The 12,517-nt window shown below is 68.9% G+C and carries 11 protein-coding genes; 4 read left to right on the top strand and 7 right to left on the bottom strand.

All coding sequences use genetic code 11. The features are described from left to right. Positions 1–3: 3 nt before the first annotated feature. The 3 genes from bioD to bioA are packed head-to-tail and all read right to left on the bottom strand — an operon-like array spanning position 4 to position 3,172. Positions 4–684: a dethiobiotin synthase gene (bioD, locus tag K3U94_RS12200; protein ID WP_220693889.1), complete on the bottom strand. Its 681-nt coding sequence runs from the start codon at positions 682–684 to the stop codon at positions 4–6. Continuing rightward, positions 681–1,838 carry an 8-amino-7-oxononanoate synthase gene (gene bioF / locus K3U94_RS12205; protein WP_220693890.1) on the bottom strand — a complete coding sequence of 386 codons (1,158 nt, stop codon included), beginning with the start codon at positions 1,836–1,838 and terminating at the stop codon, positions 681–683. The genes bioD and bioF overlap by 4 nt, the downstream gene beginning before the upstream one ends. Before the next feature lie 41 nt (positions 1,839–1,879). After that, complete coding sequence (gene bioA / locus K3U94_RS12210) at positions 1,880–3,172, bottom strand: adenosylmethionine--8-amino-7-oxononanoate transaminase (RefSeq protein WP_220693891.1); 1,293 nt, start codon at positions 3,170–3,172, stop codon at positions 1,880–1,882. A 159-nt stretch (positions 3,173–3,331) separates the two neighbouring features. Between bioA and ripD the strand changes: the two genes are divergently transcribed. The 3 genes from ripD to glgX all read left to right on the top strand — a co-directional run bounded on the left by ripD (position 3,332) and on the right by glgX (position 8,472). Beyond that, positions 3,332–3,970, top strand: a complete 639-nt coding sequence (ripD, locus tag K3U94_RS12215) for an NlpC/P60 family peptidoglycan-binding protein RipD (protein ID WP_220693892.1) — start codon at positions 3,332–3,334, stop codon at positions 3,968–3,970. A gap of 72 nt (positions 3,971–4,042) precedes the next feature. Next, positions 4,043–6,253 carry an acetyltransferase SucT gene (gene sucT, locus K3U94_RS12220; protein WP_220693893.1) on the top strand — a complete coding sequence of 737 codons (2,211 nt, stop codon included), beginning with the start codon at positions 4,043–4,045 and terminating at the stop codon, positions 6,251–6,253. Positions 6,254–6,303: 50 nt separating this feature from the next. Further along, positions 6,304–8,472 carry a glycogen debranching protein GlgX gene (glgX, locus tag K3U94_RS12225; RefSeq protein ID WP_220693894.1) on the top strand — a complete coding sequence of 723 codons (2,169 nt, stop codon included), beginning with the start codon at positions 6,304–6,306 and terminating at the stop codon, positions 8,470–8,472. A gap of 1 nt (position 8,473) precedes the next feature. Here glgX and K3U94_RS12230 read toward each other — a convergent pair whose 3' ends face one another. The 3 genes from K3U94_RS12230 to K3U94_RS12240 form a co-directional block, all read right to left on the bottom strand. Next, positions 8,474–9,823, bottom strand: coding sequence for a threonine/serine exporter family protein (locus K3U94_RS12230; protein WP_220693895.1), 1,350 nt, complete (start codon positions 9,821–9,823; stop codon positions 8,474–8,476). Positions 9,824–9,905: 82 nt separating this feature from the next. Continuing rightward, positions 9,906–11,219 carry a threonine ammonia-lyase IlvA gene (gene ilvA / locus K3U94_RS12235; RefSeq protein WP_434084869.1) on the bottom strand — a complete coding sequence of 438 codons (1,314 nt, stop codon included), beginning with the start codon at positions 11,217–11,219 and terminating at the stop codon, positions 9,906–9,908. Positions 11,220–11,247: 28 nt separating this feature from the next. Next, the gene (locus K3U94_RS12240; RefSeq protein WP_047317931.1) at positions 11,248–11,685 is read right to left on the bottom strand and encodes a nitroreductase family deazaflavin-dependent oxidoreductase; all 438 of its coding nucleotides are present in this window, start codon (positions 11,683–11,685) and stop codon (positions 11,248–11,250) included. Between the two features lie 90 nt (positions 11,686–11,775). Between K3U94_RS12240 and K3U94_RS12245 the strand changes: the two genes are divergently transcribed. After that, positions 11,776–11,994 (top strand): hypothetical protein, encoded by a 219-nt coding sequence (locus tag K3U94_RS12245; RefSeq protein WP_220693896.1) that lies wholly within the window; start codon positions 11,776–11,778, stop codon positions 11,992–11,994. A gap of 7 nt (positions 11,995–12,001) precedes the next feature. On the opposite strand, the gene K3U94_RS12250 is transcribed toward K3U94_RS12245, so the two are convergent. Next, complete coding sequence (locus K3U94_RS12250) at positions 12,002–12,490, bottom strand: DUF488 domain-containing protein (protein WP_220696778.1); 489 nt, start codon at positions 12,488–12,490, stop codon at positions 12,002–12,004. Between the last annotated feature and the right edge of the window lie 27 nt (positions 12,491–12,517).

Here is a 12,517-nt window from a genome sequence, read left to right on the forward strand (position 1 = left end):
CGCTCAGCCCGCCAGGGTGCGCACCCAGTCGGTGTCGAACGCTGAAGTGCTCATGGCGGCGAAGTCCGCGGCACCCAGCGCCCCGGCCCCTGCCGGCAGCACGGCGCGCACCGGCGCCAGCCGGGCCAATGCCCCGCGATTGCTGGTGGCGGCCGGACCGGGTTGCGCCGGCCAACTGCCGATCACCAATCCGGCGCACGATAATCCTTGCCCGGCAAGCGCTTCCAGGGTCAATGCGGTGTGGTTCAGGGTGCCCAGCTCAGCGTCGACCACCACGAGTACGGCGGCGCCGAGGTCGACGGCCAGATCACGCAGGGTGACGCCGTCGGCGGCCAGCTCGACCAGCAGGCCGCCGGCGCCCTCCACCAGGGTCAGTCGCCCCGGCTGGTCGCCGTCGCGGATCAGCGCCAGCAGCTCCGCCCGGGTCGGCAGCGCCATGCCGGCCTGTTCGGCCGCGGCGACCGGGGCCAGCGGCGCCGGGTAGCGGGCGGCGGCGAACAGTTCGGTGACTCCCGACAGCCGGCCGACCTCGGCCAGGTCGTCGTCGCCGTCGGCGGTGCCGGTCTGGACCGGCTTGCACACCGCCACGGCCAGGCCCGCCTGCCGGACGGCGCCGGCCAGCGCAGCGGTGGCGATCGTCTTGCCCACCCCGGTGCCGGTGCCGGTGATGACCAGGACGGTCATGACGACAAGGCGGGATGGTCGCGCAGCACGTCGCGCAGCACCCGTCGCGCCAGCTCCAGATCATCGGCGGTCAGCGAAGCCCGCGCGGTCAACCGCAGCCGCGACGTGCCGGCCGGTACGGTGGGCGGCCGGAAACAGCCGACCCGTACCCCGGCATCCAGGCAGGCGGTCGCGGCGGCCACCGCTGCCTCCGCCTCGCCGAGAATGACCGAGACCACCGCGGATTCCGGCTGGTGGTCCAGCCCGCAGATCTCGGCCAGCACGCTGGCGTGCCGCAGTACGTCGCCGGCGCGGGACGGCTCGGCGACCAGCACATCCAGGGCGGCCGACGCCGAACCGAGCGCCGCCGGGGCCAGGCCGGTGTCGAAGATGAAGGTGCGGGCGGCATCGATGAGGTGGTCGCGAACCTCAACGGGCCCCAGCACCGCGCCGCCCTGACTGCCCAGGGCCTTGGACAACGTGGTGGTGATCACCACATCGGGCGCCCCGGCCAGCCCTACTTCGTGCACCAGCCCGCGCCCACCGGTGCCGCGCACGCCCAGCGCATGCGCCTCATCGACGATGAGCAGCGCGCCGTGCCGGCGACACACCTCGTGCAGCTGCCGCAGCGGGGCCAGCGCACCGTCAGTGCTGAACACCGACTCGGTGAGTACCACGGCGCGTTCTTCGGTCCGGCCCGCCAGTGCGGCGCCGACCGCATCCACGTCACGGTGACCGGTGACGACGACCCGCGCCTTCGACAGCCGGCAGGCATCCACCAGAGATGCGTGACAGTAGGCGTCGGACACCAACAGCGAACCCGGACCGGACAGGCTGACCACCGCACCGAGGTTGGCGGTGTAGCCCGAGGAGAACACCAAACCCGCTGGCGCGCCGACGAAATCGGCCAACTGCTGTTCGAACTGCTGATGCAGTTCGGTGTTGCCGGTCACCAGACGCGACCCCCCGGCGCCGCCGCCCCAGGTCTGCAGCGCCTCGATGCCGCCGGCGATGACAGCCGGGTGGGTGGCCAGGCCGAGGTAGTCGTTGGACGCCAGGTCCAGTTCGCCTGTGACCACGGGCCGCACCCGCAGTGAACGTCGCAGGCCGGCCTGGCGACGCCGCTGCTCCACCTCGGCCAGCCAGGCCAGTGGCGACACATCGGTGCGGGTCACGCGGCGCTCCCTGTGCGGTCTCGAGACGACTTGAACACCGTTCAGGCTAAGGCATGCACGACGCCCACCATCGCGCTGCCGATCCGGGCGATCTCCTCGGGCGTACAGACGTAGGGCGGCATCGCATAGACCAGGTTGCGGAACGGGCGCAGCCACACCCCGTGGGCCAGCGCGGCTTGCGTGGCAACGGCCAGGTCCACCGGCTCCCGGCATTCGATGACCCCGATGGCGCCGCAGACCCGAACATCGGCGACTCCGGGCAGCTCACGCGCGGGTGCCAGGGCGGCGGTCAACCCGGCGCCGATCCCGGCGACCGACGCGCGCCAGTCCTGACGCAGCAACAGCTCGGTGCTGGCCACCGAGACGGCGCAGGCCAGCGGGTTCGCCATGAACGTCGGCCCGTGCATCAGTGCGCCGGCCTCGCCGCCGCTGATCGTGTGGGCGATCTCGGTGCCGCACAGGGTGGCAGCCAGGCTGAGATAGCCACCGGTCAGGGCCTTGCCGACACACATGATGTCGGGGCTCACGCCCACGTGGTCGGCGGCGAAGAGCTCACCGGTGCGGCCGAATCCGGTGGCGATCTCGTCGAAGATCAGCAGTACGCCCTGGCGAGTGCAGGCGTCGCGCAGGTCGGCCAGGTAACGCGGATCGTGGAAACGCATACCGCCGGCGCCCTGCACCACCGGTTCCACGACCACGGCCGCCACCTCATCGCGGTGTTGTTCCAGCTGCGCCTCGAACGCCGCGCTGTAATCCGGGTCGTACTCGCGGGGCACCTGCGGGGCGAACAGCTGAGCCACCAAGACATCACGCCACAGCGAGTGCATGCCGCCGTCGGGGTCGCAGATGCTCATCGGGGTGAAGGTGTCCCCGTGATAGCCGCCGCGCCAGGTCATCAGCCGGTGTTTGGCGCCGCGGCCGCGCGCGCGCCAGTACTGCAGCGCCATCTTGACCGCTACCTCCACCGACACCGAACCCGAGTCGGAGAAGAACACCGTGTCCAGCCCCGCCGGGGTGATCTCCACCAGCAGCTGAGCCAGCCGGGCAGCGGGTTCGTGGGTGAGCCCGCCGAACATCACGTGGCTCATGGTGCCCAGTTGCGCCGTCAGCGCGGCATCCAGTTCGGGGTGGCCGTGGCCGTGGATCGCGGTCCACCAGGAGCTCATCGCGTCGAGTACGTCGACCGGCGAGCCGTCGACGGCCAGGGTCAGGTAGGCGCCCCGGGCGGTCAGCGCCACCATGGGCCTAGGAGATTCGGCGCCGATCGTGCTGTAGGGGTGCCACAGGTGTGCGGCGTCGATCGCGCTGATCTGGTCGGGACTCAACGCGGGCATGCCTGACGACAGTAGTGGCCGCCGGCGTAACCGTTGGGTCACAGGTTGCGCAATATCTCTCCCGGGACGGCTGACTGCGCGTAAACGCCGGTAGGCTCTGTGACAGAAGTGACGAGTGATACTGCCGTGAATATCGGCCCAGAAGGGGGTTGTTCGAAGATGAAACGCGTCTGCACTACCGCGATCGCATTGGCGGCGGCCCTGGCCCCGGCGCTGAGTGCCGCGCCCGCCTACGCCGACCCGCTGTCACAGACCGGCCAGAACCAGCTCGTCGAACGCGTGATCCAACGTGCCCTGTCACAGCGCGGTGTGCCCTTCGTCTACGGCGGCGGTGACGTCAACGGGCCCACCAACAGCGCGCGGGCCCGGGCTGCCACCACCCGCAGCTCGCTGACCGACATCACCGGCCGCGCCAGCCTCCCGAGCACACCCAGCGGCCCCAGGATGCCGGCAAGCGCCACCCCGGGTCTGCCGGGCACCACGCTGGCACCCACCGAGGACATCCCGGACACCACCACTGTCGGCTTCGACGCCTCCGGCCTGATCCAGTACGCGTTCGCCGGTGCCGGGATCAGAATGCCGCGCACCTCCGGCGAGCAGTGCAGCGTCGGCCAGAAGGTCCCGCCCGCGCAAGCCCGTCCCGGCGACCTGCTGTGCTACGGCCCGGGCGGAACCCAGAGCGTCGCGCTGTACCTGGGCAACAACCAGATGATCGAGGGCACCAGCCCCGCCGTCACCGTCTCGCCGGCCCGCACCTCCAACATGGTCCCCTACCTGACCCGGGTGCTCGGCTCCTGACCGACTCGGTCGACATCACAACGCTCTCCAGTGCGGTTTCCCCAGGCCGGTTAGGTAGATTGTCGGGCGATCATGATTGCCCTGTCCCCGCCCCGACCGGCGGTAACACCTGTTGCGGAACCCGCGTCCGGCTCGGTGCCGGCCCCCGGGCCGGCCGCCGTGCTGGGCACCCGCAAAGAGGGCTTCTACCGGCATGACCTCGATGGCCTGCGGGGCGTCGCCATCGCGTTGGTGGCGGTGTTCCACGTCTGGTTCGGGCGGGTGTCCGGCGGGGTGGACGTCTTCCTGGCGCTCTCCGGTTTCTTCTTCGGCGGCAAACTGCTGCGGGTCGCGCTGAACCCGGCCTCGTCGCTGTCGCCGATCCCCGACCTGACCCGCCTGGTCCGCCGTCTGCTGCCCGCCCTGGTGGTGGTGCTGGCCGCCTGTGCAGTGCTGACCATCTTGATCCAGCCGCAGACCCGCTGGGAGACCTTCGCCGACCAGAGCCTGGCCAGCCTCGGCTACTACCAGAACTGGGAACTGGCCCGCAGCGCCGCCGATTACCTGCAGGCCGGGGAGGCCGTCAGCCCGCTGCAGCACATCTGGTCGATGTCGGTGCAGGGCCAGTTCTACCTCAGTTTCCTGCTGCTGGTCTTCGGCTGTGCCTTCCTGTTCCGCCGGGTGCTCGGCCGGCACCTGCGGGCCGCGTTCGTCGTGCTGCTCACGGCACTGACGGTGGCCTCGTTCTGGTATGCGATCGTCGCGCACCAGGCCAATCAGTCGCTGGCCTACTACAACAGCTTCGCCCGCGCCTGGGAGTTGTTGATCGGCGCGCTGGTCGGGGCACTGGTCCCCTACATCCGCTGGCCGATGTGGCTGCGCACTGTGGTCGCCACCCTGGCGCTGGCGGCGATCCTGAGCTGCGGGGCACTGATCGAAGGGGTGCGGGAGTTCCCCGGCCCGTGGGCGCTGGTGCCGGTCGGCGCCACGGTGGCGTTCATCCTGGCCGGGGCCAACCGGCAAGCCCACCCGAGCACCGGTGCCAAACTCCCGTGGCCCAACCGGTGGCTGGCGGCGGCGCCGCTGGTGACGCTCGGCTCGATGGCCTACTCGTTGTACCTCTGGCACTGGCCGCTGCTGATCTTCTGGCTGTCCTACAGCGGCCATCGGCACGCGAGTCTGCTGGACGGCGCGGTGATCCTGCTGGTGTCGGGCGTGTTGGCCTACCTGACCACCCGGTTCGTCGAAGATCCGCTGCGCTACCGCAAGCCGGCCGGTGCGGGCGCTGCGGCGGTGCTGCGCCCGCGGTGGCGCAAGCCCGCAGCCGGCTGGTGGCGGCGTCCGACGTCGGTGCTGGGTTCGACGGTGGTGCTGCTGGGGGTCGCGTTGACGGCGACGTCGTTCTCCTGGCGAGAGCATGTCACTGTGCAACGCGCCAGCGGCACCGAGCTGGTCAAACTCAGCAAGGATGACTACCCCGGCGCCCGCGCTCTGCTGAAGCACAAGCGAGTCCCCAAACTGCGGATGCGGCCCACCATCCTGGAGGCCAAGAAGGACCTGCCGCGCTCCACGCGGGAGGGCTGTATCAGCAACTTCACCAACCCGGACCTGATCAACTGCACCTACGGCGACAAAGAGGCGACCCGGACCGTCGCGCTCGCCGGCGGATCGCACGCCGAGCACTGGCTGCCCGCGCTGGACATCCTCGGCCAGCGGCACCACTTCAAAGTCGTCACCTACCTCAAGATGGGCTGCCCGCTGTCCACCGAGAAGGTCCCGCTGATCATGGGCAACAACGCCCCCTACCCACAGTGCTACGAGTGGGTGGGCAAGACGATGAACAAGTTGATCGCCGACCACCCGGACTTCGTGTTCACCACCGCCACCCGGCCGTGGAACATCAAACCCGGCGACGTGATGCCGGGAACCTACATCGGGATTTGGAAGCAGCTGTCGGACAACCACATTCCCATCCTGGGAGTCCGTGACACGCCGTGGCTGGTGCGCGACGGCGACCCGTTTCAGCCGGCGGACTGCCTGGCCTCCGGCGGCGACGCGGAATCCTGCGGCATCAAACGCTCCGAGGTGCTCGTCGAGCGCAATCCCACCTTGGACTTCGTCGGCAAATTCCCGCTGCTCAAGCCGCTGGACCTCTCGGACGCCGTCTGCGACAAAGAGATCTGCCGCGCGGTCGAGGGGAATGTGCTGGTCTATCACGACTCTCATCACCTGTCGGCGACCTACATGCGCACCATGACCGGAGAGCTCGGTCGCCAGATGGGTGTGGCCACCGGCTGGTGGTGAACCCGGCCACGCTCGGCGGCGGATGCCGGGAAAGCGGATAAGGTCGAGCGGTGTCGTCGGCTGAGTCGGGCCCCGAGCCCATACCAGAGCCGTCCGCGCCTACGGTGTGGCCCGGAAACAGCTATCCGCTGGGCGCGGTGTACGACGGAGCGGGCACCAACTTCGCGGTGTTCTCCGAGGTGGCCGAGCGTGTTGAGCTCTGCCTGATCGACGACCGCGACCACGCCGAGACCCGGATCGGTCTCGATGAGGTGGACGGCTACGTCTGGCACGCCTACCTGCCCGGCGTCGGGCCCGGGCAGCACTATGGCTTCCGGGTGCACGGACCGTTCAACCCGGCCGCGGGCCAGCGCTGCGATCCCGGCAAGCTGCTGCTGGACCCGTACGGGAAGGCCTTTCACGGCGTTTTCGACTTCGGTCCGGAGCTGTTCTCCTACGACCTCGCCGATCCCGACAACGGTGCGCCGCCCCCCGGGCTCGACTCGCTGGGCCACACCATGACCAGCGTGGTGATCAACCCCTACTTCGACTGGGCGGCCGACCGGTCACCACGCACCCCGTACCACCAGACGCTTATCTACGAGGCGCACGTCAAGGGCATGACCCAGACCCACCCGGGCATTCCCGCCGAACTGCGCGGCACCTACGCCGGGCTGGCGCACCCGGTGATCATCGACCACCTCAAGTCGCTGAACGTCACGGCCATCGAGCTGATGCCGGTCCACCAGTTCCTGCACGATCAGCGGCTGCTGCAGCTGGGCCTGCGGAACTACTGGGGGTACAACACCTTCGGCTTCTTCGCACCGCACAACGAGTACGCGGCCAGCCGCCAGGCCGGCGGTGCGGTGGCCGAGTTCAAGGCGATGGTTCGAGCGTTCCACCAGGCCGGGATCGAGGTGATCCTCGATGTGGTCTACAACCACACCGCCGAAGGCAACCACCTGGGCCCCACGATCAACTTCCGCGGTATCGACAACGCCGCTTATTACCGTCTCGACGAGGACGATCTGCGGCACTACACCGACTACACCGGCACCGGCAACAGTCTCAACGCCCGTCATCCGCACACCCTGCAGCTGATCATGGACTCGTTGCGCTACTGGGTGACCGAGATGCACGTCGACGGCTTCCGCTTCGACCTGGCCTCCACCCTGGCTCGGGAGCTGCACGACGTCGACCGGCTGTCCGCGTTCTTCGACCTGGTGCAACAGGACCCGGTGGTCAGCCAGGTGAAGCTGATCGCCGAGCCCTGGGACGTCGGCGAGGGCGGCTACCAGGTGGGTAACTTTCCCGGGCTGTGGACTGAATGGAACGGCAAGTACCGAGACACGGTGCGGGATTATTGGCGCGGCGAGCCGGAGACCCTCGGTGAGTTCGCCTCCCGCCTCACCGGCTCCTCGGACCTGTACGAGGCGACCGGGCGGCGTCCCAGCGCCAGCATCAACTTCGTCACCTGCCATGACGGCTTCACGCTGGCGGACCTGGTGTCCTACAACGAGAAGCACAATGAAGCCAACGGCGAGGACAACCGTGACGGTGAGAGTCACAACAGGTCGTGGAACTGCGGTGTCGAGGGCCCGACCGACGACCCCGCGATCCTGGCCCTGCGGGCCCATCAGGTCCGCAACATCATGGCGACCCTGCTGATCAGCCAGGGCACCCCGATGATCTTGCACGGCGATGAGATGGGCCGCTCCCAGCAGGGCAACAACAACGTGTACTGCCAGGACTCCGAGTTGTCCTGGATGGACTGGACGCTGGCCGAGCGCAACGCCGACCTGCTGGCGTTCACCCGGGCCCTGACCACGCTGCGCACCGCGCACCCGGTGTTTCGCCGGCGCCGGTTCTTCGAGGGCCGGCCGATCCGTGGCGGCGACGAGGTGCGTGACATCGCCTGGCTGACCCCGGCCGGCCACGAGATGACCCAGGAGGATTGGGGCAGCGAATTCGGCAGGTGCGTCATGGTTTTCCTCAACGGCGAAGCGCTACCGGAGCCGGATGCCCGCGGGCAGCGGATCGTCGACGACTCATTTCTGCTGTGCTTCAACGCCGGTGACACACCGGTGGACTTCGTCACGCCCAATACCGACTACGCGCAGGTCTGGACCGCGGTGATCGACACCGCTCATCCGGACGGCAGTACCGACCTGGTGGTGGACGCCGGCCAGGCCGTGACGGTGACGGGACGGTCGCTGACGGTCCTGCGCAAGAGCCGGTGAGCTAGGCCGCCCGGCGCCCGAAGTAACGAATACCGGCCAGCTGCGGAATGCGATACGGGCTGCGGATGCGACGCGTGGCATGTCCGCGCCCGCGCAGGTGGTAGCGGCTGAGTTCGCGCCGCACCGAGGGCGCCAACAGCGGCCCCAACACCGCGCCGGCGCCGAGGGCCAGTGCCAGCCCGGCGGCCATCCCCAGTGAGCCTCCGGCGTTGGGCTGCCCGTTGACCAGTTGCACGAAGCCGCGGAACAGGGTCAGCCCGGGAACCAGCGGGATGATGCCGGCCATGATGATCACCAGCGGCGTGACACGCAGCCGGGGCGCAAGCAGGGTGCCGACCAGACCGGTCGCCGCGGCGGCCGCAAATGAGCTCACGATCGGATTGGCCTGCACCAGTTGCAGCCCGAAGAACAGCAACGTTGCGGTCGCCCCGGCAAGTCCGGCCGCCAGGGCCGCCTTGAGTTGCGCATAGCCCGCGACAGCGGCGGCGGCCGCACCGATCGCGCCGGCCAGTAGGTACACCGGAACGCTCAGCGCCGCGACCGGCATCTCCGGGCTCACCCGGACTTGCACTCCGAACGCCCCGCCGATCTGCACCGCGATCGAGACGCCGACCAGGATGCCGACCGACAGCAGCAGGATGTCCATGCCCCGCGAGACGGCCGTGAGTTGGTAGCCGGTGATCGCGTCCTGCACCGAGCCGACGGTGGCCAGCCCGGACAACAGCACCACGATGTTGGCGGCCACCACCGGCGATACCGGGGTTCCGTCGGGCAGCCAGCCGGCGGCGTGCAGGCTGATGGCGACCCCGGTCGCCACCGCGGCGGCGACGACTTGCTGGAACAGCAGTGGCAGCTGCCAGCCGTTGAGGACACGGCCGATCCGGTCGATCAGGGCGGTGGTGACCGCCGAAACCAGGGCCACCAGCGGACCGGCGCCGATCAGTACGGCGAAGCCACCGGCCATCACCGCCCAGCCGGCGGTGGCGACCCACCGCGGATAGGGATGGGCGGCCCGGTTCACGATGTCCAGCTGCTGCTGCACCCACTCGGGATCGGGCGTCGTGTTCACGACATGCTCGGCGAGATCGGTGGCCAGCTGCAGCCGCGTGTAGTCCAGTGAGCGCGACTGCACCAGATACATCGCGGTGACCGGGGCGCCCGGCACCCCTCGCGGTACCGACACCCGGATCGAGTTCGCCATGATGTCCACCTGGGTCTGCGGCAGCCCGTAGGCGGTGGCGATGGCGAGCATGCTCGAGGCGACGTCGGCGGTTCCCGCCTGTGAGCCCAACAGCAGCTGCCCGAATCGCAGGGCGATATCGAGAACCCGCCGGACGTCGGTTTCATCCATGCGCGTTGTCTCCGATGACACCATGAGGCGTCGGCTACCCGTTCGGCGCCCGGAGCTCACCTGCTGCGGCGGATCCGCGTCTCTACAGCAGGTAGCGATACGCCGGAGAGCCGGGCTCCAGTGGCTCGACGTGGATCTCCGAGGTGCGCATGCGCTCCAGCAGTCCGTCGAGATCGGCGGCCGACCCCAGTTGCACGCCGACCAGGGCCTCACCGGTCTCCCGGTTGTTGCGCTTGACGTACTCGAACAGCGTGACGTCGTCGCCGGGCCCGAGAACCTCGTCGAGGAAGCGCCGCAGCGCCCCCGGTTCCTGGGGGAAGTCGACCAGGAAGTAGTGCTTGAGGCCCAGGTGCACCAGCGAGCGCTCCAGGATCTCGCCGTACCGGGAGACGTCGTTGTTGCCACCGGAGATCAGGCACACCACCGTCGAACCCGGGGAAATGTCAGCCTCCAGCAGGCCGGCCACCGACAGGGCGCCCGCCGGCTCGGCGATGATCCCCTCGTTCTGGTACAGGTCGAGCATCGCGGTGCACACCGCACCTTCGTCGACGGTGGTCACCGACACCATGTCGCCGGCTCCGGACAGCACGGCGTACGGCAACGCACCGGCGCGCCGGACGGCCGCCCCGTCGACGAACTGGTCGACATGGTCCAGGCTCACCAGTTCCCCAGCGGCCAGCGCAGCCATCATCGAGGCGGCTCCGGCCGGTTCGATGCCCAGCACGGCACTGTTGGCGGTGCGCTCCGCCAGGTAGGTGGTGATGCCCGAGATGCAGCCGCCGCCGCCGACCGGCACGATCACCAGGTCCGGTTCGGTGTTGAGCTGGTCGAGGATCTCCACCGCGATGGTGCCCTGGCCCGCCATCGTCCGCAGGTCGTCGTAGGGCGGCACCAGGGTGGCACCGGTGCGGGCGACATCGGCCAGGGCCGCCTCCGCGGCCAGGTCGTAAGTCGCGCCGCCGACGATCAGCTCGATGAGTTCGCCGCCGTGGTAGCGGATGCGGTCACGCTTCTGCTTCGGGGTTTTGGCCGGCACGTAGACCCGGCCGTGGACACCCAGCGCCCGGCAGGCGTAGGCGAATCCCTGCGCGTGGTTGCCGGCCGACGAGCACACCACGCCGGCGGCGAGCTCGGATTCGCTGAGTTGGACCAGCAGGTTGTAGGCGCCGCGCAGCTTGTAGGACCGCACCGACTGCAGGTCTTCGCGCTTGAGATACACGTCGGCACCGGTCAGCTCTGAGAGCCGGTCGCTGTGCTGCAACGGGGTGGGGGCGACCACGCCGGCGATCCGCTTGGCCGCCGCGTCGATGTCGGCCGCGGTCAACGGACCCTTCAACGGGCCCTGCGCGGGGCCTGAATTGGAGCCACTTCGGTTCTGGCGCAGTTCGGCGGACACCGCAATATGGTGTCACCCAGCAGGGGGTTCAGCCCACCGGGGTCAGCACGAACACCGGGATCTGGCGATCGGTCTTCTCCTGGTACTCCGCGTACGGCGGGTAGGCCGCCACCGCACGTTCCCACCACGTCGCCTTCTCGTCGCCGAATACCTCGCGGGCGTCGTAGTCGCCAGTGACGGTGCCGTCCTGCAGTTCGACCCGCGAGTTCTTGACGACGTTGTAGTACCAGACCGGGTTCTTCGGGGCGCCGCCCAGCGAGGCGACGATCGCGTACTGACCCTCGTGCTCCACCCGCATGAGCGGCGTTTTGCGCAGCTTGCCGGTCTTGGCTCCGACGGTGGTGAGCAGCACCACCGGCATGCCCTGCATCTCGGTGCCCTCGGTGCCACCGGAGGCCATGTACTTCTCTGCGTTCTCTCGAGACCAATCCCACGGGCTGGGTGCGTATTCTCCGCTCAGAGGCATTCCGCCAGCGTAGTCCGGCGACCCGACACGATGATCCGACCAACAGATTTCGGCTGGCCTAACAATTGGTTATCGCGTACCGTTAAATCTATGACTACCGCCGAGCTCTTCGGGCAGCAAGTGCCCATCGCCGGCGTGCCCTGGCCGGCCTACAAATTGGTTGCGCTGGGCATCGGCTTGGTCACCCTGCTGATTGTGGGCGCCGTCACATCCAACGCCGCGGCTGCGGTGCTGACCGCCGCGGGTGCCTGTGCCGCGGTGTGGCTCGTACTGGGCCTGCAACATCCGCGACGTCCGTCGCAACGCTGAGCGCAGCCTATTCGGGCTCGCCAGCCGGGCCGTCATAGACCAGGACATCGCCAGCAACTCGGGCTTCGGCGGTCGGGCGGTGGTCCAGCAGCTTGCCGTCGTGCATCAGGTGCCGCACCTCGATTCCGCGCACCAGCGTGAGATAGTCGGCAATCAGCTTGCGATGGCATCTCCACCACAGGGTTTCGGCACACATCACCGCAACCTGTTCAACTGCCGCTTCGGCCACGAGCTCATCGATTCCGGACTGGAAGTCCTCCGAGCGCATGTAGCCCGCGTAGGACCGGAACGAGTCATTGCGCAAGCCGATATCCGGGCTCTGCCCCTTGATCCGTCGCCAGCCGCCGAGCCGCGGTTCCCACCGGTAGCCGATACCGGCTTCGGGTAGCCAGCGCTGCATCTCCTCACGCGCAGTGTCAGGATTGCGCCGGCTCCCCGGAGCGGTGCGCACGTCGACGAGGCCTTGCACACCGGCACGAAGGAGCAGCGCGCTGATTGCGCCCCGGTCCGCGGTGCCGTGGCC

It is taken from the genome of Mycolicibacter heraklionensis (assembly GCF_019645815.1).
GTDB classification, from domain to species: domain Bacteria; phylum Actinomycetota; class Actinomycetes; order Mycobacteriales; family Mycobacteriaceae; genus Mycobacterium; species Mycobacterium heraklionense.